Annotated in this window: 17 protein-coding genes; 2 read left to right on the top strand and 15 right to left on the bottom strand. The window is 36.4% G+C overall.

All coding sequences use genetic code 11. The annotated features are described in order from the left end of the window. Positions 1-149 precede the first annotated feature (149 nt). The 14 genes from RNZ46_RS15860 to RNZ46_RS15795 all read right to left on the bottom strand — a co-directional run bounded on the left by RNZ46_RS15860 (position 150) and on the right by RNZ46_RS15795 (position 21,118). Entirely contained in the window at positions 150-635 is a 486-nt protein-coding gene (locus tag RNZ46_RS15860) for a hypothetical protein (RefSeq protein ID WP_316983150.1), read from the bottom strand. Positions 636-783: 148 nt separating this feature from the next. Continuing rightward, the gene (locus RNZ46_RS15855; protein ID WP_316983149.1) at positions 784-1,281 is read right to left on the bottom strand and encodes a hypothetical protein; all 498 of its coding nucleotides are present in this window, start codon (positions 1,279-1,281) and stop codon (positions 784-786) included. Between the two features lie 132 nt (positions 1,282-1,413). Next, a complete protein-coding gene (locus RNZ46_RS15850; protein WP_316983148.1) occupies positions 1,414-1,884 on the bottom strand; it encodes a hypothetical protein in 471 nt (156 codons plus the stop codon). A gap of 68 nt (positions 1,885-1,952) precedes the next feature. Next, positions 1,953-3,557: a class I SAM-dependent methyltransferase gene (locus RNZ46_RS15845; protein ID WP_316983147.1), complete on the bottom strand. Its 1,605-nt coding sequence runs from the start codon at positions 3,555-3,557 to the stop codon at positions 1,953-1,955. An 80-nt stretch (positions 3,558-3,637) separates the two neighbouring features. Beyond that, positions 3,638-6,049: an alpha-ketoacid dehydrogenase subunit alpha/beta gene (locus tag RNZ46_RS15840; protein WP_316983146.1), complete on the bottom strand. Its 2,412-nt coding sequence runs from the start codon at positions 6,047-6,049 to the stop codon at positions 3,638-3,640. A gap of 171 nt (positions 6,050-6,220) precedes the next feature. Continuing rightward, positions 6,221-9,052, bottom strand: a complete 2,832-nt coding sequence (locus RNZ46_RS15835) for a gluzincin family metallopeptidase (RefSeq protein WP_316983145.1) — start codon at positions 9,050-9,052, stop codon at positions 6,221-6,223. A gap of 109 nt (positions 9,053-9,161) precedes the next feature. Further along, positions 9,162-9,851: an LOG family protein gene (locus tag RNZ46_RS15830; protein ID WP_316983144.1), complete on the bottom strand. Its 690-nt coding sequence runs from the start codon at positions 9,849-9,851 to the stop codon at positions 9,162-9,164. A 136-nt stretch (positions 9,852-9,987) separates the two neighbouring features. After that, positions 9,988-10,155, bottom strand: a complete 168-nt coding sequence (locus RNZ46_RS15825) for a lmo0937 family membrane protein (protein ID WP_316983143.1) — start codon at positions 10,153-10,155, stop codon at positions 9,988-9,990. A gap of 94 nt (positions 10,156-10,249) precedes the next feature. Further along, positions 10,250-13,081 carry an excinuclease ABC subunit UvrA gene (gene uvrA, locus RNZ46_RS15820; protein WP_316983142.1) on the bottom strand — a complete coding sequence of 944 codons (2,832 nt, stop codon included), beginning with the start codon at positions 13,079-13,081 and terminating at the stop codon, positions 10,250-10,252. A gap of 120 nt (positions 13,082-13,201) precedes the next feature. Beyond that, entirely contained in the window at positions 13,202-14,536 is a 1,335-nt protein-coding gene (locus RNZ46_RS15815; RefSeq protein WP_316983141.1) for a vanadium-dependent haloperoxidase, read from the bottom strand. 11 nt (positions 14,537-14,547) lie between these two features. Next, on the bottom strand, positions 14,548-17,811 hold the full coding sequence (locus tag RNZ46_RS15810; protein ID WP_316983140.1) for a VCBS repeat-containing protein: 3,264 nt from the start codon (positions 17,809-17,811) through the stop codon (positions 14,548-14,550). Between the two features lie 193 nt (positions 17,812-18,004). Further along, positions 18,005-18,733 carry a hypothetical protein gene (locus RNZ46_RS15805; protein ID WP_316983139.1) on the bottom strand — a complete coding sequence of 243 codons (729 nt, stop codon included), beginning with the start codon at positions 18,731-18,733 and terminating at the stop codon, positions 18,005-18,007. 88 nt (positions 18,734-18,821) lie between these two features. Continuing rightward, positions 18,822-20,525, bottom strand: a complete 1,704-nt coding sequence (gene ggt / locus RNZ46_RS15800) for a gamma-glutamyltransferase (protein WP_316983138.1) — start codon at positions 20,523-20,525, stop codon at positions 18,822-18,824. Next, the gene (locus tag RNZ46_RS15795; protein ID WP_316983137.1) at positions 20,522-21,118 is read right to left on the bottom strand and encodes an acyl carrier protein phosphodiesterase; all 597 of its coding nucleotides are present in this window, start codon (positions 21,116-21,118) and stop codon (positions 20,522-20,524) included. Before RNZ46_RS15795 ends, ggt begins: the two co-directional genes overlap by 4 nt. A gap of 83 nt (positions 21,119-21,201) precedes the next feature. On the opposite strand from RNZ46_RS15795, the gene glmM reads away from it, so the two are divergent. After that, the gene (gene glmM / locus RNZ46_RS15790) at positions 21,202-22,590 is read left to right on the top strand and encodes a phosphoglucosamine mutase (protein WP_316983136.1); all 1,389 of its coding nucleotides are present in this window, start codon (positions 21,202-21,204) and stop codon (positions 22,588-22,590) included. 349 nt (positions 22,591-22,939) lie between these two features. On the opposite strand, the gene RNZ46_RS15785 is transcribed toward glmM, so the two are convergent. Further along, positions 22,940-23,821, bottom strand: coding sequence for a lysophospholipid acyltransferase family protein (locus tag RNZ46_RS15785; protein ID WP_316983135.1), 882 nt, complete (start codon positions 23,819-23,821; stop codon positions 22,940-22,942). 54 nt (positions 23,822-23,875) lie between these two features. On the opposite strand from RNZ46_RS15785, the gene RNZ46_RS15780 reads away from it, so the two are divergent. Continuing rightward, positions 23,876-24,526, top strand: coding sequence for a rhomboid family intramembrane serine protease (locus RNZ46_RS15780; protein ID WP_316983134.1), 651 nt, complete (start codon positions 23,876-23,878; stop codon positions 24,524-24,526). Positions 24,527-24,602: the final 76 nt, after the last annotated feature.

Below are 24,602 nucleotides of genomic sequence, written 5' to 3'. Positions count from 1 at the left end.
GAATGATTTTTTTTGATGATTTGTTTAAGGTTTTAGTAATGGGGATTAATCGCAGTTTTCTTCAGAGTAGATACTGAGTTAAATTAGGGTTGATAAATTTTGGTGTATCATTTACCAAACAATTGATTATAGTCGTTATAGGTAATTTTTTATTTTTTTCGTTCAAAACATAGGTCAGCCCCGTCTACATATGATTTTCCCACTACCATTAAGTTACCTTGAGATTTATAGGTCCATTTACTATTCATGATTTTTACAAGCCAAATCATTGATTCATTAGGGCTAGGAGAACCACTTAAATAATCTTCTTCAAATACATAATTATATTCCCCTTTGTCGAATCCTCCAATACCACCAGATTCAGACACCACTAAAATCCCATTAGGTTTAAAATTATAAATGATATTTTTATCAGAAAAATCCCAGTTTTTATACTCGGGCCAGATTATTCTTGACCTTAACAGTTTCCACTCTCCAAGAATTTGGTTTGAAGATGAAACAATATCAAGATCACCTTTAATGCAATCTGTATGATGTTGCTCTTGAGAATGTGTAGAATCATTTTCGTCGTTTTTATTGCAACTGACAAAAAATATTATGAGCAGAAAAGCTAATAGAATTTTGTTTGTTTGCATTTTTAGTTTTTTAATTATGAAGCCTTTATTCAGGACGGGTCTGACTTTAGCAATTCCGAGTAGATTCGCTTGAGCCTGTCCTGAGCGGAGTAGAAGGGTAGTCGAATCCGTCGTAATTGCGGTTATACATTGTTGACAACTGACTTTTTCATTCCGTTAAATGGCTAATGTCAGATGTCGCATAAAAATAAGATAATCCATTTCCATTTCCACCCATTGATTTACTATTCGCAATCGTTATCTTTAATTTAGCCAAAAGATAATTTCCTTTTTCAGTTTCTATGTGTTGGATTCCTTTTTCATTAAATTTATTTATAACATCTAAAATTTCGTTTCCAAAATTCAGTCGAATGTTGTCAATCAAAATGTCAAAACCAGAATGCACTTCTAAATCTCTTAATTTTCCGTCTTTGTCGTAATTTAGAAATAGTAAATCATTTTCAGACTTTTGATTTTCATAAACATCTCTTTTTTGGTGAATGTTCATACTTTCGTCTCCATCAAAAAATTGAGCGACGTCAATTGTTTTGTCATCTTCTTTATACTTTTTTCTGATTTTTTCTCTAACAGAATTCCGTTCTTCATTCCATTGTATTTCTACAGAATTAAGGATGAAACCTTTATTTGGTAAATATTCTATGTCCATTTTTCAGCTTGTTGCCAACTAGCGGATATACGCTGTTTAAATATTAAAACATCCCGATAGCCATCGGGACAGTTCAAGTTGATAAAGTTAGTTTGTTTTTTTGACAAAGTCAAATAGAAAATTTTCTAAAGCTTACAAATCTTCCAGCATCAAACTGTAGTCGTATTGTAAATCTTCATGCAGCGTTGCAACTATCTTTTTTACTAAAAGGATTTGCCGGTTATAGGTGTTTTGCAATTGTGTGCTGTATTTTATGCTTGGGGAAAAGCCTTTTAATTTCTGGCAAAAGTAGAGGAGTAGCTCCACTTCGGTTTCTTTTTTTTGTGAATAGCGGACATACTTTTTAATATTCTTTAAAATTTTCCGCACACTTTTTCTAATATAAAAATAGCTTTTGGTGTTAATGGCTTCAAACTCTTCATCAACGTACCTTTTTACCGATTCGATATAGCCGGCTTCATCAGCCGATTCGAATAGCAAATAGGTGAGCAGCTCTTTATTTTCTTTTTTAAAACGCGATAAACGCAAACATAGCTGCATGAGTTCGTCTGTCGACCGATGCTGTAATTCCTTTTTTATAACTGTTACTGAAACTGCTTTCATTTAAAATACTATTAATTTAAACCCATTGATTAAGAGTAGGTTCCTGCCTGCGCAGGAATGACAAAAAACTACTTTCCTTTTAATAAATTAATGCTTACGGAGGCTAATTCGTTATTGGGAAACCTTGTAAAATAATTGGGGTCTGGACGTAAACCTGCTTGGGTTGCAACCTTGTTAAACACATCGACTTCTAAAATATACTGATCGCTGTAACCATGGGTGGCATCGTAAGCTGTGGCTGCGGTTTTCCCCAAATTGGCTGCAGTAAGTTTTGGGTTTATGGTATGCAATTCTATAATCAATAAGCCAAAACGCTCTACATAAGGTTTCCATTTTATAAAGTGCTCCAACAGGGAGTCTTCAACTAAATTATTGCTTATTTGTTCGCCTTGAAAAGCATAAGCGCCCGTTGAATGGCTATTTGTTTGTGTTAGGTTTTTTGGAGGTTCCCAAATGCGATTATGGTCTAAAAATGTGCGTACATTCAATAAATCCTTTAAATCGATATTGTAATCGACTTTTAAATCTTTGGCCAGTAAATCGGGGCGCCCAATATCGCCCCAAATCACTTTGGCCCAAATATCAGCTTTTATTAAATTAGCTCGTGTTACCTTTAAAGCGGCTTGGTTAAAATCGGCACCAATCAATAACAGTGGATACTCGTCCAATAGTTTTCCACGCCGTGTTTTGTATTCAATTACATCAAAAATATGTTGGATAAAAGCCCCATTGCCACACCCCATATCTAAAATACCTTTGGGTTGCTCATCGATGGGTTTATTGAATAGGTTGATAATTATGTCGTCAATAATTTTAAAATAAGTAGCATGAGCGCCACCGCTTCCCCAAACGTTCATTTCCCGGTCTACATGTTTTTCGGTGTCGGATACCGATTCGGTTTTTAAAACCAACGGATTGCCAAAAATAAGCTCGTCCAAGGCTACAAAAGTTGGTAAATACGAAACCGTAACGCCGTAAGCACTGGCACGTTTTGCAAAAAACAAGCCTTCGTCTGTGAATTGATACGTGTCTTTCTTTTTTGTGAACCAGCCCAAATGACTTAAAAAGTCGAGGATTTTTTTAAAACTTTCTGGGTTAGAATGATATTCTTGTGCTCTAAACGAAGCTTCCATAAAATACTTATGAAACAAGCCGTTAACGCCCAATAAAACTATTATGGGGGCTGCAATAACACCCTCGATATGTTTTAATACTTGATACTCGATGGTGTTGTTTTTTACGTTTGAAAGTCCAAAATTAGTTTCAAATTTTTTGAAAATTTTTTCTAAAACATGAAAGGCATCCGGACCGATACGCTCTTTTGGGAATTTAACCGAATAGTTTAACAGATTTACGGCATCTTCATATAAAGGCACCAGTTTAAAAGCCTTTTCGCTTTGTGCATTTGTTTCAAAACTTACAGTATGGGTTGCATTATCTATATGTTGATTCAACCAGCCTTGGGCACATAAAATACGCAATGCCACATTGAGATAACCTGCATTGGCGTTAAACTGTTTTGTTATATTTTCAAGACTGATGTTTTTATGATCCAACAGATATTGCAACACGCCTCTTTTTTGCAGTGCATAAGCTGTGGGTGCAGTGGCAATACCATCCAAATGCCTGAAAATAGTAGCCCGAAGTTGTTCTTTGTCGTGTTTTGTAAGCATCTTTGCGGTTTAGCATAAATATATAAAAAAACCTTTCGACATTAAGGAGGAAAGGTTTTTAATATTATATAGCGTTTTAATTACCTGAGTTTAGGATAATTTTCCGGATTGGCTTCGTGCATCACCTCGTAAACGGCTTCAAAAATATCTTCGGCTGATGGTTTCGAGAAATAATCACCGTCGTTACCGTAAGCGGGTCTGTGTGCCTTTGCCGTTAAGGTTTTTGGCTGGCCATCTAAATATTGATAGGCGTTTTGTGTGTTTAATATTTCATTTAAAATATAAGCTGAAGCGCCACCAGGAACATCTTCATCAATAACCATAACCCGATTGGTTTTGGCGATGCTTTTTACGATGTCGTGATTTAAATCGAATGGTAAAAGAGATTGCACATCAATCACTTCGGCGTCAATGCCAACCGATAACAGTTCTTTTGCAGTTTGGGCTACAATTCGAAGGGTTGAACCATATGATACTAATGTAATATCTGTTCCGGTTTTAATGGTTTCAACCACACCAATAGGGGTTTTTATATCGCTTAAATTATTAGGCATTTTTTCTTTTAAACGATATCCATTAAGGCATTCTACCACTAAAGCGGGATCGTCTCCTTGTAACAGCGTGTTGTAAAAACCAGCTGCTTTTGTCATGTTTCTTGGCACCAAAACATGAATACCACGAACCAAATTAAGGATACCGCCCATTTGCGAACCCGAATGCCAAATACCTTCAAGCCTGTGCCCACGTGTTCTTATAATTAATGGTGCTTTTTGTTTACCTTTTGTTCTGTAATGCAATGAAGCTAAATCATCGCTAATTACGTTTAAAGCATATAATATATAATCTAAGTATTGAATTTCTGCAATTGGTTTTAAACCACGTAGCGCCATACCAATACCTTGACCAATAATGGTAGCTTCGCGAATACCGGCATCGGCCACTCTATGCTCGCCATATTTTTCCTGTAAGCCTTCTAATCCTTGGTTGACATCACCAATATTACCGGAATCTTCTCCAAAAATTAGGGCTTCCGGATAGTTTTCAAAAATAGCGTCAAAATTATCACGGATAATAATACGACCATCAACTTGTACGGCGTCTGCATCATAAGTTGGTTTTACTTCCTCAACAAGCACCGTAGATTTTTCAGATTCAGAATATAAATGAGAACTAAACTTGGGCTGTACCGTCTCAAACATTGTATTGACCCAGTTTAAAAGCTGTTGTTTGGCATCGTTAGTTTCGCCTAAGGTGTGCCTTAAAACTTGTCTGGCTGCCGATAACACATCTTTTCTCGCCGGCTCTGTAAGCGCAGTTAAATTAGCTATAATAGGTTTGATAAACACACCATTTATACTAGAAGCGGCCACATTATTTAATATGGAAATTAATTCTTGTTTTTCCTTTTGTATGGGTTTTAAAAAGGTTAACCAAGCATTCTTTTTTGCTTCTCTAACTTCTTTTTTGATGTCGCGTTCAATCTCGGTAAGTGTTTCGTTTGTAGCGATACCGCTTTCAATAATCCACTCGCGCATTTTTAAATTACAATCGTTGTCCTTTTCCCACTCCAATCGCTCTGGGGATTTGTAGCGTTCGTGCGACCCCGAAGTAGAATGCCCTTGTGGTTGCGTTAACTCGGTTACATGAATAAGCACCGGAACATGTTCTTCTCTTGCAATCGTGGATGCTTCTTGATAAGTTTCAATTAAATTGGCATAATCCCAACCTTTTACACGCAATATTTCGTAGCCATTATGTTCGTTATCACGCTGAAATCCTTTTAATATTTCTGATATGTTTTCTTTTGTTGTTTGATGTTTGGCATGTACGGAAATGCCATATTCATCGTCCCATATACTAATAACCATAGGGACTTGTAGAACACCAGCAGCATTAATGGTCTCGAAAAACAAACCTTCGCTCGTACTTGCGTTTCCAATGGTTCCCCAAGCAACTTCGTTTCCGCTATTGGAAAAAAGGGTTGTATCAATGCCTTTTACTTGTCTGAATATTTTTGAAGCCTGTGCCAAACCTAACAAACGAGGCATTTGACCCGCAGTAGGAGAGATGTCTGCACTTGAGTTATACTGCTTCGTTAAATCTTTCCACTCGCCACTATCATCTAAACTGTGGGTTGTAAAGTGGCCTCCCATTTGCCGACCGGCAGACATGGGCTCTAAATCTATATTGGTGTTGGCGTAAAGACCAGCAAAAAACTGTTCCATGGTGAGTTCACCAATAGCCATCATAAAAGTTTGATCTCTATAATAACCAGACCTCCAATCGCCTTTTAAAAATGCTTTGGCCATGGCCAATTGGGGGACTTCTTTTCCGTCGCCAAAAATGCCAAATTTTGCTTTGCCGGTTAATACCTCACGACGGCCAAGTAAACTGCATTCTCGACTTCTTACGGCAATGCTATAATCATTTAAAACCTCTGTTTTAAAATCTTCAAAAGAAATATTGTTTTTCAAATCAGGGATTATTTGCATTGGTTAGGATTTTACTTTTTGCAAAAGTAGCTAAAATTTGTTGTTTTTGCAATTATTATATGCATAATCAAATTGAACAATTCTTATAAATTCGCATAATAATGTTTTTAGATTATTAATAACTCAAAAAAAAAGTCGATTTTATAAAAATAACTCAATAAAATAGCCAGATTAATACCAGCGTCTTCTGAATAGGCCTAAAAGCGATTGGGGGTCTACCGTAAACTTAAATCTTATTTTTTGATCGTAGTGCGGTTGCCCAATTTCCCACCCAAGATTGGAATATATGGGGAAATAAATTTCGAAGTAATCGGTAACTAAATTAATTCTAATGCCGGAATCGTAAACAAATTTTGCGTGGTTGAACTTGTTTTTCACAAATCCAACATCGCCATAAACCAAGACATATTTCCAAAGTGTTGTGCTAACATTTGCTGTGCTAATCCACTGGTTTGCAAAAGGTGTTTCCAGTTTCGATTTAAAACCACCTTCGGCCGTAATGTATTGTTGGCTAAAAATTCCGCTGGCTTCAGAGCGTCCTAAGTAATTGTAATCAAATAAATAATCGGTTGGTCTATCGAGTGCGAAACTAAAATAATCAGAAGTTATATCGGTTTTGTTGCTTAAAAAAGCACCCGTAAAAAAACGTAAATTCAACTGCCTATTGCTCTCAAATAGTTTTCTGTATTCGTAATTAAATGAAACTTTACTGAATGTTTTGGCTATTTGTAAATCGGTAGACCATTTGCTGAAATTGATTAAATTATCATTGGAGTTTAAGTAATTAACATTAAATATATTGTAATTGGGTTCGGTAGTGTTTAAAATATTATTGACATCTTCATCCCGATTAATCGCCAAATACCTAAACTTTAAACGTTGCCTTTTATTTGAACGAAAATCGTTGTCATTTCTAAATAAAAAGGTCACGGACGGAATTATTTTCCGAACAAATAAATCGTTGGCATACGATGAATAGCCACCTCGAACGCCATAATTTATGGAATATAAATTGCTGTTTTGCAAATAGTGCGTTACCGATGCCGAAGCGGAACCCGTTAGCGATTTTGATTTTAAAGCATATCGCGGTTGAATTCTGTAATTGAAATTTTTTCTGAGTAATGTGGTATTGTAAGCCTTTACACCAAAGGTAAATCCGTCGTAAATATTGTTAAATTCAGCCAATGGCATAAAAAACACCTGGTTGTAATTGGGGTCTTCAATATCTTTAAAAAGCCTAAACTGAAAGGGTTTGTTGTTGAAGAAAAATCCTTTTAACGATTTCCAATTATCTCTTAAATTGTGCTCGGGAATGACTTGATTATAGTTTAAAACCAACTTATTTGCATCGTTTCGTGGTATGGTAAAAGTTTTGCTTTTGATAACGTTTTCAATCCAAGATTTTGAAATGATGCTGTCGTTATTCAAAGTATACAAAGAAATGGGCATGCTGTTATTTCGCTTATTCTTTACGGTTAACGTTATTGAATCTTCTGTTCTACTAACGTTTTTAATTTTGAAATCAATTTTGGCACGCGTGTTTATATAATCACTGAAAAACCAATCGACATTTTTTGATGTTTGCGTTTTTAAATAAGCTTCAAAAGCTTTTGGCGATGTTTGTTTTAGTTTGGTTTGCTCCAAAAACGATTTGATGGTGGACTCCAAAACATTGGCGTTAATAAAATCGTCTAAATATTTAAGTCCAACACCTGCCTTATATTTGTTTGCAATGCTAGAATTAAATTTAAGCAACGAGTCTTTAGCCATAGTTAATGGCTGGTCTCGGTTGGTTCTAGCCATCGTCATAAACGCAAAAATGTATTTGTCGTTAAACGACATGTTCGCTGCATGAAACGACCTCACACCCCAAAAATCGGCTAAAGACCCAAGAAATTTCATGTATGGATAATGGGCCTCTACATAATTCATTAAATAATAAATCTGTATGCCATCAAATAACCATTGGTCTTTTCGTGGGTTTATCAAAAGTGTATTTTCCAAATAATTATGAATCGCAACTTTTAATAGTTTTAATTCGTACTGAAAATGATTTGGATAAAGCTTAATAAAACTTGGCAGAAAATTTAAGCCATAAATAGGATCTTTATTGTAATCAATTTCGGTTAATAATAGTTTTTCGTGCGGATAATCCCCGAAATTATTTAAAAGAAATTTTATAACTTTTTCTGTTATCAATACCTTGTCTAAAACCTCTAATTCACCATCTTTTATATTTGAAATTAATGACAATCCTTGGGTTTGTACCGTTTCGAAGTTTGATACTTTATTTAAAAACAATCGGTTGTCGATTCTGTTTTCTCCTTGTAATGTAACTATTTGTTTTTTAGTATTTTGAATTATGTTATTTGAATTTAATTCTGAAGTAATAGTGTAGCCTTTAGGATAACTGATTTCTAAATTTAAATCAGCCTTTGGAATAAATAAATCATCTAAATTTTTATTGCTGAAGTACTGCCAAGCACCATTATAAACCGCAGGAGTAATATACCAGTATCTAAGGCTTAAATCGCCAGATTCTGAAATGCCATAATTTGTAAACTTATCGTTGGGGATTTTTACGATATATTCCAAATGAATGGTATAAGATTTATTGGGTTTTAAGGGTGTTTTTAAGTCAACTTTTATAACATCAATTTGATTTTTTAGCTGATTGAAAACCAAAGGTTCTCCATTTTGTTTTATTGAAGTGATAACCGAGTACCCTCGGTCTTCATTTTTTGCTAAATGAAATTGATTATTGTATTCTTCAGCAAAACGAATTGCGAGCGGTGTTTTTTTTGTTGAATAGCTATTGTTCCAATCGTTTAGGTAAATGGATTGAAGCTCATCTTTCGAGGTGTTTTTATATGTAATGGTTTGAGATACGGTGATTTTTCTGTTTTCAATATCAAAATCTGCTTTTAGGTCAATTTTATTTTGACTTAAAATAGAGCTACTTGTAAAGGCAAGTATAAAACAGAAAAACAAGCGTAATTTCAATTTATTCTATAACATTAATAAGGTTAAAAATAATATAAGGCGTCGCAATATAATAAAATTAAAGAGTTTGGGTTGTTGCTAAGCCTTTTGGTTATTCGTTATCTGGTGATTAGAAATTTGGTTTTAAATCTGTTTCCTTGTAAAAAGCATCTAATATCTCGATGATTTCTTCCTCGGTATCTACTAGATGAATTAAGTCTAAATCTTCTGCAGAAATATTTTCAAACTTATCCAATAAGGTTGTTTTAACCCATGTTAAAATGCCTTCCCAAAATTCAGTACTCACTAAAATAATAGGAAATTTTTCAATTTTATGGGTTTGAATGAGTGTGATGGCCTCAAAAAGTTCGTCTAAGGTACCAAAACCACCGGGCATAACCACAAAGCCTTGCGAATATTTTACAAACATGACCTTCCGCACAAAGAAATAATCAAAATCCAAGCTCTTGTCAGGGTCTATATAAGGATTGTCATGTTGCTCAAAAGGCAAATCGATGTTTAACCCAACAGATGTTCCGCCTCCTAAATGTGCGCCCTTATTACCTGCTTCCATAATGCCTGGGCCACCACCAGTAATAACGCCATAACCTGCTTCCACAATACTTTTGGCAATACTTTCTGCCAGTTGGTAATATTTATTGTCTGGTTTTGTTCGGGCAGACCCGAATATGGATATACAGGGACCGATTTTGCTTAATTTTTCATAGCCATTAACAAACTCACCCATGATTTTAAAAATAGCCCATGAATCATTTGTTTTAATCTCGTTCCAGCCTTTATGACGTTTTTCTTTTCTCATATAATACGTATGGTTTGTTTAAAATGTTTTTAATAAGCCAAGGTGCAAGTTCGTAAAATTTAATTGAAAATAGGAGATATAAAACATAAAAAAAGCAAACCTGTCAGTTTGCTTTTCTTTATATAAAATAATCCTTCTATAGTGGCTTTCTACCAGAAATGATGTTGTACAGTATGGCGATAATGGCAATGACCAAAAGGATATGGATTAAGCTTCCGGTACCAATTCCTTGAACAATACCAAAAAAGCCTAAAACCCAAACTATAATACAAATTACGGCTACTAGCCAAAGTAAACTTCTCATAATAATTATTTTAGTGTTAGTTAATAAATATACAAAAAAGAATTTTGAAGCTTAAATATAGGTGAAATTCTGAGTTTTTTTAATATTAAAAAAGCTACTGCAATTCTTTTTTAAGAAACTTTGCCGTATAGCTTTTTTTATGTTTGATAACGTCTTCTGGTGACCCTTCAACAATTATTTGTCCGCCGCCTTTTCCGCCCTCGTAACCAATATCAATAATATGGTCAACGGTTTTAATAACATCTAAATTATGTTCAATAATCAAAACGGTATTGCCCTTGTTTACGAGCTTGTTAAGCACAATCATAAGCACCCGAATATCTTCAAAATGAAGTCCGGTTGTGGGTTCATCCAAAATATAAAAGGTGTTACCGGTATCGCGTTTGCTTAATTCGGTGGCCAATTTTATGCGTTGTGCTTCACCACCAGAGAGTGTTGTGCTTTGTTGCCCCAAAGTGATGTAGCCCAAGCCTACATCTTTTATGGTTTTCAGTTTTCTGCTGATTTTCGGAATATGCTCGAAAAACGCCACCGCTTCATTAATCGTCATGTTTAAAACATCGCTAATCGACTTTCCTTTGTAACGAATTTCTAAGGTCTCGCGATTGAAACGTTTACCTTGACAGGTTTCGCATTCTACATAAACGTCCGGAAGAAAATTCATTTCTATAACACGTAAACCACCGCCTTTACAGGTTTCGCATCGTCCGCCCGCAACATTAAAACTAAAACGACCTGCTTTGTAACCGCGAATCATAGCTTCGGGTATTTTAGCATATAAAGCCCTAATTTCGCTAAATGTGCCTGTATAGGTTACAGGGTTGCTGCGTGGTGTTCGACCAATTGGCGATTGATTTATGTCGATAACTTTATCGATATGTTCCAGACCTTTTATGCTTTTATAAGGCATGGGTATTTTTACACCATTAAAGTAATGTGCATTTAAAATAGGGTAGAGGGTTTCGTTTATTAAGGTAGATTTCCCACTGCCCGAAACGCCCGTAACACCAATCATTTTACCCAAAGGAAATTTAACCGAAACGTTTTTTAAGTTATTTCCGGTGCATCCTTTTAGTTCTAAAAATTTACCGTTTCCTTTTCTTCGTTTTTTGGGAATTTCAATTTCTTTGTTGCCGTTTAAATAATCGGCAGTTAGTGTATCGTGGGTTTTTAATTCGTCGGGGTTTCCAGTGCTGATTATTTCGCCACCGTGTTTCCCAGCTTTGGGACCAATATCGATTACATAATCCGAACGCTCAATCATATCTTTGTCGTGTTCAACCACAATAATGGAGTTTCCAATATCGCGTAACGCGACTAATGAATTGATGAGTTTTTCGTTATCGCGCTGATGCAAGCCAATACTGGGTTCGTCTAAAATATAAAGCACACCAACCAATTGAGAGCCTATTTGGGTTGCTAAGCGAATGCGTTGTGCCTCGCCACCCGATAAAGATTTTGAGCTTCTGTTTAACGATAGATAATCTAAGCCAACATCTAATAAAAATTGAAGTCGCGACTTAATTTCCTTGACCACTTCTTCAGCTATTTTCAATTGTTTTTCTGATAAGTGATGGTGTAAATCGTTAAACCAATCGGCTAATTCTACAATATCCTTATTTGCAAGTTCTGCAATATTTTTATGGTTTATTTTAAAGTAAAGAGATTCTTTTTTTAACCGAGAACCTTCGCAAACCGGACATTTAATTTTATCCATATAATCTTTTGCCCACCGTTTTAACGATTTAGATTCGGCCGTTTTGTATTGGTTTTCGATAAAGTTTGCAACACCTTCAAAATCTATTTTATAGTCGCGAGTAACGCCCAAGGTTTTGCTTTCGACTGAAAATTTTTCGTTGCCACCATACAGAATCATTTGTTTGGCTTCTTCCGGTATATTTTTAAAAGCATCGGTTAACTTAAAGTCGAAACGTTGAGCAATGGTTTCAAACTGCTTAAAAATCCATGAATTTTTTTCTGGCCCATGAGGTGCCAATGCACCATTTTTTATGGACAATGAATCGTCTGGAATAATTTTACCTGCGTTAACTTGATATAACTCCCCAATACCGTTACAATTTGAACAGGCGCCTTTTGGTGAGTTGAACGAAAAATTATTGGGCTCTGGATTTGGATAGGAAATCCCCGATGATGGACACATTAAACTTCGGCTAAAGTAGCGCGCTTCCTGTGTGTCTTGGTCAATAACCAAAAGCACATCATCACCATGATACATGGCCGTATTTATGGTTTCAGTAAGTCGTTTGTCGTTATCTACGGTTTGGTCAATAACCAGCCTATCGATAACAATTTCAATGTCGTGGGTTTTGTAACGATCGAGTTTCATGCCTTTTACAATATCACGAATCTCGCCATCGGCGCGTACTTTTACAAAACCTTGTTTACCAATTTGCTCGAATAATTCGCGATAATGCCCTTTTCGGGAACGCACCACTGGAGCGAGAATATTGATGCGTTTTCCGCTAAAATCATTAATGATGAGTTCTTTAATTTGCTCATCGTTATAACTTACCATTTTGTCGCCCGTGTTATAGCTATAAGCATCACTGGCACGCGCAAAAAGCAAGCGCATAAAATCGTAAATCTCGGTAATGGTGCCAACGGTTGAGCGTGGTGATTTGCTGGTTGTTTTTTGCTCTATGGCAATAACGGGAGAAAGCCCGTCAATTTTATCGACATCCGGTCGTTCCAATCCACCTAAAAACTGTCTGGCGTAAGCCGAAAAAGTTTCAATGTAACGGCGTTGTCCTTCGGCATAAATGGTATCGAAAGCTAATGACGATTTTCCACTACCCGACAAACCCGTAATAACAACAAGTTTTTCACGTGGAATGGATACATCGATGTTTTTAAGATTATGAACGCGTGCGCCCTTTACTTCAATAGATTCTTCGAAATTGGTCATAGAATTGCAAAGTTGCAAAGATACGATTTTAGATGTTAAATTCTTGTGAAGTTTTATTCAGGGTATCAAGTGTTTGAATTAGAAACATACCGAGGTTTTTGACAGCGATAAGAAATATTTTTAATTTTTCATCTGTAAACGAGTGTTTACCAAATCGCCAATTTTTATGCCTTGGCCAATACCCACTTCCACAGCTGCTCTATAATGAATGCCGCCATACATTCTACTCATGGCTGCTTCTTTCGCGGCAACATTAAACGAAGGAAACGGGCGTATTGGCAGGCCATAGGCGGTTTCCGTATCGTCCAAAAAGCTAAAATTATCTCCAAAAATATCTGTTAACACAGTTGATGCAGCCCCCGAAACCACCGAATGTCCGCTCGTGTATTCAGGAAATGGCGGTGTTTGTAAAATAGGTTTCCAATCGTCATCCCAATATTTGTTAATCAATGTTTCTGGGCGTACCAAGTTACTACGGTACTTTTCGTCCCAACAGCTAATAAACGCATCGGCTATGGCGATAGAAGTTTTTGTATAGGCAAAAACGGTACGGTTAAAATCGGCTTCTTCGGTTTTGCATGCAATTTTGGTAATACCTATCCAATGAGCGCCTGGGGTGATTTTTTTTACGGCAAACATTAAATGGCCACGAGTTACCGAAACATAAGGGTTGCAATCCCAGAAGCGGGCTATTAAAACTTCTTCGGATTCATCGCCATTTTCCGTTATTTTATTACTGATGTCGTAAACTTCTTTCAGTTCTTTATAGAAATGTGAATCTTCATCCATTGAAAATGGAGGTGGGGGAACGGGTCTGTATTGTGATGCCGAATCGATAACAAAAGGACGAATTTTGCCCCAATGCGGTTCTAAACCATCCATATAGGCGGGTGGGGTGGGTTGCCAACGTGCTTCGTTATTGGGGTCGAGGTCGAATTTGTTCATGGTTCGGGTTTGACTGTAATTGTCGTTATTTAACCAATCTGTAATAAAGTTGGAGACCTGTAAAGCGTAATTTTTTGATGCTTCAAACTCTGTTTTATTTTTCGTTTCCCAAATGTGATATAAGCTATCGCGAAAGGTTTCGATGCGTTGTTCTGAAAAAATCAAACGTTTACTAACTTCAATGTGAGCCATTAAAGCAGATAAAGGGTAGTTAATTGCAATGGAATTAGCGGGTTTGGGAATGTCTTTTAAATGTGAAATCTGACCTTTGAGCGATTGATATGTGCTATCCTTTTGAGCCATAATTTCGTAAGCGGCAATATTGGGGTAAGCAAAAATTCGACTAGCCACAGGTGGTGAAAATATATCGTGTACCATAACCTCAATAACCTTATCTACCGAAGCATGAAAATGGTTGGGCGATATAACGATGGGTTCTGGGGGCTCTTTGCACGACGTAAAGCCAATCGCAAAAGTAAGCAGTATTAATGATGCTTTATTTAATTTCATACTTAAAAAAACTATTTTAAAAGTTGATAAACCTGAGCCTTGTTGTTGTTGATGGTAACTAACAAATATGGTTTTTTATCAACGTGAACAATATTTAAACCTTTGATGGCTTTATCGCTAAAATCGAGTTCTATTTTATTTCCTAAGACAACGTCGTTTTCATTTTTGATGAGTGCTCCCGGAAAGGCATCGAATTTACCATGAAACGGCGTAACTCCAAAATAATTTCCAGCTGCCAAAACTTCATCTTGTCCATCGAAATCAAAATCGAAACTTAAAAAAGAGGTTATGGGCGAAACTTGCAATTCATTTTTAAAAGGCACAAATGTAAAGCGATTGTTTTCGTTTTTTAAGTAACCCGACTTAAGCTCGTCAACTTCTAAAATCGTGGCTTTATCAAGATTGTTTTCACCTAAAATAACCTCAATAGGTTGACCTGCAAAATCTTTGTAAGCGGTAAAAATTTTATTCAATTTAACCAGTTGCCCCGAAAGTTCATCCAATCCTAACAGCGGATAATAGGCACCATTCCTGTAGGTACAAACAATAGTTTCCGTGCGCCCGTTTCCATCAAAATCGGCATGATACATGCGCATTGGATGTTGGGGTGACGCCTTAAATTTTGAGTTGCTGCCCCAATTTCCCAAAAGGAAATCTGTGTCGCCATCGTTATCAATATCAAACGGTTCAATTTGTCGCCATAGCCCTTTTAGGCTGGAGTCAATAAGGTGTTCTTCGGTAAAAATACCATTGTTGTTTTTGAAGAATTTGGGAGCCATCCATTCGCCCACTACAATTAAATCTGCTTGACCATCATTATTATAATCATCCCAAACGGCATCGGTAATCATTCCAGCTTTTTGTAATGCTTCATTTTCGACTATTGAAAAATTGCCGTTTTCATATTTTAAAATATATGAATTGGGAATGCTTCCAAAATCGTTCGACACGGCATTGCTTCCGATAAAAACATCCAAATCACCATCATTATCAATATCGTTTGCAATAATTACCGAGGCATTTTCGTAGAACTCCGGAAAGGTTTCTATTGTAAAACCTTCATCATTTTGGAGAAAGTAACTGTCGAGTAACGGTTTTGTTTTATTTGAATAATCGCCACCGCCAGAACCAATAATAATGTCGTTTTTACCATCCTTATTAAAATCGGCAATAACAGCCGCGACTTCTTCTTTTATGGAGTCGTTAGCGATACTGTTTATTCTTTTTTCGATAAACGATGTATCGGTTTGAAAATAGATTTTCGATGCTTTTTGTTTTGAGCCACCAAAATAAACATCCTCTTTTCCATCGTTATTTAAATCGCCAACAGCAACGGCAGGCCCTCTATCCGAAACACGATATGGGATAAGTTTTTGGCGGTTAAAGTCGAGATACTTGTCTTCAACATGTGTAAAATCAATCCCTAAATTATCATCCAATTTTTTAAACAGTTTGGTCTGATTGTTTAAAAGCGACTTGTAGTCAAAGGGTGTTGCACCGTTTGGTTTAATGGTTAAGGTTTGATTTAGCGCCACATTTTTAATAGTTTGGCTCGTTTTATTGGGCCATATTATTTTTAAGGAATCTATGTTTTTGATGCTGTCAAAACCAAAATGAACCATAGGTTCTGATGAGGCTTGAAAACCCCTTGCGGTGTAGAGTTCTTTATACTGAAGTTTGCCCTGGTGGTATGCAAAAACCTTGGAGCCAATACCAAAAGCATTGGGGTTGGTGTAATTGAATTTTATTTTGAGGTAACTGGTTTTGTTTGTTGGCAGATTGTTGGTTTGATTCACGTAAAGCGAAACGTTTTCATTGAGATTGCTAACTACAATATCCAAATCGCCGTCGTTATCCAAATCTGCCAAGGCGGTTGCCCCGGAGACCAGTTTTTCATCGGGAATCCATTGTTCTGAAACATCTTTGAAAACTAAATTTTCACTGCCTTTAAACATATAATTGCTAACTTTTCCAGAAGGCATGGCGTCCAAGGCTTCTTGATTCATTAATTTGGAATTGTGTCTGTTGTTTTGGATTTTATCGTTTGAAAAGAAGTTGGTAAAATCCAAATCGTTAGGGCGTTTTAAAATGCCGTTGGTTACAAAAATATCCTGCATTCCATCTTGGTTAAAATCTGCAAAAAGACAGCTCCAACTCCAATCGGTTGCAGCAACACCGCTTAACAAACCAGTTTCCAAATAATTTGAATTATGCTGATTTACATGCAGCATATTTCTGGTAAATTGATAATGATAGCCAAACATAAGTTTTCTTACGTTTTGCGTTTGCACGTTATCATCACCTTGCGATGATTTTAAAACCACTTCGTCTTCGGGCAACATATCCAACGACATGAGGTCTGGCCAGCCATCATGATTTATATCTGCCGCATCATTTCCCATGGAAAACCTACTGGCATGCCCAAAATAGTCTCTTAATTTCTCGGAAAATGTGCCATCACCATTATTCAAGTAATAATAATCATCTTCATAAAAATCATTACCAACATAAATATCCGGATAGGCATCCTGATTAAAATCGGCAATACTAACCCCCAATCCGTAACCACTAATACTTCCAATAATACCGGCAGTTTCACTTACATCGGTAAATATTCCGCCATCATTTCGCAATAGTTTATCGCCTGTTTTATCGTTTCTTTTTTGGCGAATGCTAACCCCTTTGTACGAATCGTCAGTATGCACCGCATGGTTTAATAGGTATAGGTCTAAATCGCCATCTAAATCATAATCCAAAAATGCTGCAGATGTACTGTATGATTGAAAATCGAGTTTGTAATCTGCTGCTTTCTCGGTAAAAGTTTGGTCGCCGTTGTTAATGTAAAGCTCGTTATGGCCATTAAAACCGTTTAATCCCACAACCGCACAAACGTATATATCTAAAAGTCCGTCGCCATTAACATCGCCCATAATAGCACCAGTATTCCAAGAGCTGTTTCCACCAACATTGGCTTTATCTGTAATGTCTTCAAATTTTAAATTGCCTTTGTTAAGGTATAGTTTGTTTTTTACCTGGTTGCCAGATAAGAAAATATCGGGTAAACCATCATTGTTTATGTCGCCTAGGGCAACACCGCCACCGTTGTAAAAATAGATGTAATCAAGAATATTTAAATCGTTGGTTTCGGTAATAGTGTTTTTAAAATTAAGCCCCGTGTTTTGCGATGTGGCACTAATGAATAAAGGGTCATTTTTTTGATTACACGATACCGTTAACAACCCAAATAGTACTATTATTAGCTTGAAATTATTCATTTAGAGATAACATTTTTTAAATCTTTGATTTGTTGTTTATAGATACTGAATTGAGTGAAATTCCGAATAGCAAAAACATCGCAGCAATATACGTTTTTTGATTATAAATTTTAAGATGTATGGGATGGGTTATTAAAAAACCGATGTTTATAAGTTGATGGATTTGTTGGATTGATTTTATGTGAAAGGGCGGTTAGATAGTTCCTTTTACAGCGCCCATTTCAATACCAATAACCAATAATTTATGAAATGTTGGTAATTGGGCGCCACTTTCGGTGGTAACCCAATCGTTCCAAGTGGCCTCTAAACCATCTATGGGAAGTAGCGAAGTCCACATTTTAAAGCTTCTTGGTTTACCGGTCTCATCGAACATCCATAAATAAGAATCTCCCGGAGTTGTGCCGCCAGTAGTGTAGGTTACCAAAAGGGCTTCCTCGTTATTATCCAATTTTACCAATCGGCGTTCAACGCCTTCATCAAAAACCTTGTACGGGGCAACAAGCCAAAACGAATCGTTGTTAAAAATTTTTATGGCTTTTTCTATCAACTCTTCGGCCATCTCACCTTTCATTTTAAAGCTATGTACGTATACCTTACTTAAAGCGTAGTCCTCAAGATTGAGATTAACACGATATTCTTTCCAAAATACATCGCATTTATTTTCACTTTTTTTCCATTCAAAATGGTGCCGTTTATTAAAAGTCCACTCTATGTAGTTGGTGTTTTTATAGGCTTCATAGTTCAAGCTTTCTAGCATTTTATAAGCCAAGGCATCGGCTTTTTCGCCTTGAATACCCGTTGGAAGATCTTCATTGTACTTAAAGAAAATGAAACCAAAAAACAAAATGCTAGGTAGTGTGAGGAAAATAATAACTCCTGTAACTATTTTAAATATTTTTTTTGATTTTGATTTGGGCTTCACCACAACAAACCTTTGGTATCTAACTTTATAAGAAAGATAATGAGCCCACTAAACTATTAAATATAAAGGACTATGTGAAGGGAAAATGTTAAAAACCGACAGCCGTATCATCTCCTCGACGATCTGCACCGCCCTCTAACGTTTTGTCCTCTAAAACCATGATTCCGTCGACTTTACCAATTACGGGCGCATCTTTTTCGTTAATGATATAGCCTAATTTTTTAAGCTGATTTATTAAATCTGCATCAAAAGCACGGGGTTCCATTCTAATCTCGTCCGGCAACCATTGGTGATGAAATCGAGGTGCGTTTACCGCTTCTTGCATGGTCATATCAAATTCGTGTACATTTAAAATGGTTTGCAATACCGAAGTGATAATGGTTGATCCACCGGGTGTACCCAAGGTTATAAATAATGCACCATTTTTTTCAACAATAGTTGGTGTCATAGAACTTAGCATGCGTTTTTGTGGGGCAATACTATTGGCTTCGCCACCCGTAACACCAAACATGTTGGGAACTCCGGGTTTGCTGCTAAAATCATCCATTTCGTTATTTAAGAAAAACCCAAGTTCTGAGCAATATAATTTCGAGCCAAACCCTGCATTTATTGTTGTTGTGGCAGCAATGGCGTTGCCAAATTGGTCGATAATAGAGTAGTGGGTAGTTTCGTTGCTTTCTATAATTTGAATAGTACCATGCGACACATCACTGGATTTTGTGGCTTTTTCAAATGAAAAATCATCCATTCTCTCATTTAAATACGAAGCATCAATTAAGGTAATGCTCGGTATGTTTACAAAGTCGGGATCGCCCAAATAAAAACTTCTATCGGCGTAGGCACGTCGTTCAGCTTCGGTAATCACCTGAATGGATTTTAATGAATTGTGCCCATATTCATGCAGTGGAAAAGGCTCAACCATTTTCATGATTTGTGCCAAACATATTCCGCCGCTTGATGGTGGCGACATCGATATCACCTTTAAATCGTCATAATTAAAGGTTATTGGTGTGCGCCATTTGGCTTCGTATTTTGCCAAATCTTCTTCGGTAATTATGCCGCCATTTTCTTGTATAAAGGCCGCCAGTTTTTTAGCGGTTTTACCTTTGTAAAATTCATCTCTGCCGTTTTGCAAAATACGTTCTAAAGTATTGGCTAATGCATTGTATTTTATGGTGTCGTTCTCTTTCCAAGCTTGTTCTAAAAGAATGGAGTCTTTATTGGCCTTTCTGAAATACGGTTGAAAATGCTTAATTCTACGTTCCTGTTTTTTGGTAACCACAACACCTTTTCTGGCCAAGTCTATTACGGGTTTTATGATAGTTTCAATGGGCAAAGACCCTAGTTTTTCATGCACAGCAAATACACCGGCAACCGTACCCGGAACACCAACGGCCATAGCGCCCAAAGTGCTCTTTTCTGGAATAACGTTGCCATCGGCATCCAAATACATATCTTTTGTTGCAGCTAATGGTGCTTTTTCGCGGTAATCAATGCCTCCAATTTCGCCATTGTTTTTTCTGTACACCATAAAACCGCCACCGCCAATATTTCCGGCATAGGGAAACGAAACCGCCAAAGCTAATTCGGTGGCCACCATCGCATCAAAAGCATTGCCGCCTTTTTTAAGAATATCGCTACCTATTTTAGAGGCTTCAACACGTGCGGAAACCACCATAGCTTTTTGAGTAATTAAACCTCTTTTTTGAGTTTTATCGACTAATGATGATTCAGGTTTTTTACAAGAAATAATTAGAAATACAATCAGAAAAAGTGAGGTAAAATGCTTCATAAAATAGTGTTTAATTCTTTTAATTTTTGTTTGGAAGAGGTTATCAATTCATCAAAAAAAGAAGTGAATTCATCTTCAAAATCCGTGTAAAATGCCTCTAATTCGATAACGGCTTCGTTCATACCAGAGCGGTTTTTTGTGCGCCTGTTCATGCCCTCCAAAACCCTTTGAATACCTTCAATGGACGCATAGTTAAGCAACCAATTGTCGGTGATCATATAAGGCATCATTTTTTGAATACGAATGGGCAAGATAGGGTAATGTTCTTCCAACGAATCGTAAAACGTGTTCACATAGTCTTCTAAAGGAATATCGGAATAATTATCCCAATTTTTGGCGAGAAAATGATCGTATAAAATATCGACAATTATACCCGAATAATGTCCGTATTTTTTGTGCAATCGCTTAGTGCTTTTTCTAACGGTTTTGTGGGCATCGGTAAAGGTGTCAATGTGCCGATGCAATAAAATGCCAATTTGAATGTCTTTGGCATACTTTTTATATTTTTTTCCTTTTATCCCATCGGCCATAAAATTACCAATGGTTACAAGGTCGTTTTCACCCGAAAGATAAATATGCGCTAAGTAATTCATTTGCGAAATTTACGAATTACGATTTAACATTTACCATTTTCTAATTGTATATTTGTATTTAATTTTAATAAAAAAAACGGGTAATGACATTAATAAAATCAATTTCAGGAATTCGAGGAACCATTGGCGGACAAGTAGGCGATAATTTAACACCAATCGATGCGGTTAAATTTGCATCGGCTTACGGTGTTTGGTTAAAGCAGCGACGCAACAAAGAAAACTACCGTGTAGTGGTTGGCAGAGATGCGCGAATTTCTGGTGAAATGATTCAGAATTTAGTGATGAATACCTTGGTTGGAATGGGCATCCATGTGATTGATTTAGGCTTGTCTACAACTCCAACTGTTGAAATAGCCGTACCTATGGAACATGCCGATGGCGGTATTATTTTAACAGCAAGCCACAACCCAAAACAATGGAATGCTTTAAAGCTCTTAAATGAAAAAGGTGAATTTTTGGATGCGGTTGAAGGGGCGAAAATTTTAGAAATTGCTGAAAGCGATACCATGGAGTTCTCTGATGTGGACAGCTTAGGAAAAATAACAAAAAACGATGCTTATATTGATTTGCATATTGATGAGGTTTTAAAGTTGCCTTTGGTAAACGCTAAAGCCATTGAAGCTGCCAATTTTAAAGTGGTTGTTGATGGAGTAAATTCTACGGGAGGCATTGCCATTCCTTTGCTTTTAGAGCGCTTGGGCGTGCATGCCATTAAATTGTTTTGCGATCCAACAGGGCATTTTCCACACAACCCAGAACCATTAAAGGAACATTTGGGAGATTTATCTAAAAAAGTAGTTGAGGAAAATGCGGATTTCGGAATTGTGGTCGATCCCGATGTAGACCGATTGGCCTTTATGGATGAAAATGGAGATATTTTTGGAGAAGAGTATACGCTTGTGGCTTGCGCCGATTATGTGTTGAGTAAAACTCCAGGAAATACAGTAAGTAATATGAGTTCTACTCGAGCTTTGCGCGATGTTACCGAAAAATATGGAGGAACCTACGAAGCGAGTGCCGTTGGTGAAGTGAATGTTGTTAAGTTGATGAAAAAAAACAATGTAGTTATTGGTGGCGAAGGCAATGGCGGTATTATTTATCCCGACTCGCATTACGGGCGCGATGCTTTGGTTGGTGTGGCTTTATTTTTAAGCTTGTTGGCAGAAAGAAAAATAAGTGTGAGCGCATTGCGTAAAACTTATCCGAATTATTTTATGAGTAAAAAGAAGATACAGTTAACACCGGGATTGGATGTTGACGGTATTTTAAAAACCATAGAAAGCCGTTACCAAAACGAGCAATTAACTACCATTGATGGCGTAAAGATTGATTTTGCCGATAGTTGGGCGCACCTGCGTAAAAGCAACACCGAACCCATTATTAGAATTTATACCGAAGCAAAATCGCAAGAAGAAGCCGATGGATTAGCCGATAAGTTTATCGAAGAAATAGGGGCTATAGCTAAGATTTAGTACCAAAACCCGCTGTTCATTTTGAAAAAATTCTGTCAATTCGAGTGAATTTTACGATTGGAATGAGTAAAATTTGTATCGAGAATAAGAATTTTAACTTGAAATTGATTCTTGATGGTTCTACAGAGCTTGCCGAAGTACAATGTTTCGTGCCTCAAATTACTCGAATTGACATATTGATATTTTTTTCATTCAAAATGCACAACAGGTTAACCAAAGCAATTTAGCATTCAATGCGAATCACCCTTTTTGGTGTGATTCGCAATCTGTTTAAAAATTATTTTCAGTTTATAAGAATATCACATTTCTACGGCGCTCAGTGCAGGCTTAAAAGCTCCTTGTAATGATGTTAAATAACCTCTTTATCCCGATGCTTCCAGCGTTTATGCGTCCAAAAATAATATTCGGGTGCTTCGTAAATTTGTTTTTCAACTTCACGTAAAAACATATCGGTAAGTTCGTAGTCTTTATAGTCTTTTGGTTGTTCGGCAAGCGTCATGATTTCAGCTTCATAAAACCCACGTTTTACCTTGGTCACTTTCAAATATGCGATGGTTAAATCCAGTTTTTTTGCCAAGCGTTCGGCACCCGTAAAACAGGGTACCTCAATACCCATAAATTCGCCCCAATACACCTCTTTACTTAGTCTGGGCGACTGGTCGCTTAAAAATGCTATGATGCTTTTTATGCCCTTTGCTTCGTTGTCGTTAATCACACCAATAGTTTCTTTTGTGCTAATCAATGTGGTGTTGAATTTAGACCGAATATTACGCACCAGCTTATCAAAATGTTTATTTGCAAGTTTTTTATAAACACCAAAACCTTTATAACTTACATGGTTTTGAAGCTCTAAAGACCACTCCCAACTTGCATAATGCCCGTACATTAAAAGGATGCTTTTATTTAAAGATTCCAAACGTTTAAATTCCTCCGGATTTTTAAGTTTAAAACGTTTTCTTAGTGCGGTTTCAGAAATGCTCATCGTTTTTGCCATTTCTAAAAACATGTCGCATAAATGCTTGTAGAATGCTTTTCTAATTCGTTTTAATTCAGTTTCGGGTTTATCCGGAAAAACAAGTCTTAAATTATTGGAAACCACTTTTTTGCGATAACCGATTACGTGGTATAATAAAATATAAACACCATCGGAAAGTATATAAAGCAACCTAAAAGGCAAGATGGAAATTAACCACAAAAACGGATAAACAAGAATATAAATTAGAAATTGCATTAATTAATTTTAGATTTGTAGCGGCAAAGATATATTAATTCATTTTAAAGATTTATGGGCAAAATAGATTTAATTACAATTATACTTATAGCAGCTAATGTTATTATATCGTATAAAGGTTTTAGTGATTATAGCTTTTTTGAAAAATATAAGTTTAATGTTGGCGCGGTAAAACGAGGCGAGCAAATTAGACTGTTTAGTTCGGGTTTTTTACATGCCGATAATGCCCATTTGTTTTTTAATATGTTCACTCTGTTTTTTTTCGCAGATGTGGTAATCAAAGCCATGGGTACATTTAGCTTTGTAATTGTTTATGTGGGGAGTTTGCTCTTGGGGAGTTTATTATCGCTTTATTTTCATAAAAACGAATATCATTATAGTGCCGTTGGTGCTAGTGGTGCGGTTTCTGGTATAATTTATTCTGCTATTTTATTGCAACCCGGAATGAGCTTGTACATGTTTTTTATTCCCATTCCCATTCCAGCCTATCTTTTTGGTATCGGATATTTACTTTATTCCATTTACGGCATGAAAAATAGAATAGGTAATATTGGTCACGATGCTCATTTTGGCGGCGCCGTTGGTGGTTATGTTATTACTTTAATTCTAGCGCCATGGCTGTTTAAAACCAATTTATTAATGATTGGTTTATTGGCTTTACCCATTGTTTTGCTGTATGTTTTAAAACGAATGGGTAAGATGTAATTATTTATTTTCCAACTTTAAACTTTCGAATTTGATAATTGGCACAGCTATTGAATTTATATAGCAGACATCATTA

Source organism: Hwangdonia lutea (genome assembly GCF_032814565.1).
GTDB lineage: Bacteria > Bacteroidota > Bacteroidia > Flavobacteriales > Flavobacteriaceae > Hwangdonia > Hwangdonia lutea.
Note: the sequence above shows the minus strand (reverse complement) of the source record. Positions and strands in the feature narration are given on the sequence as shown.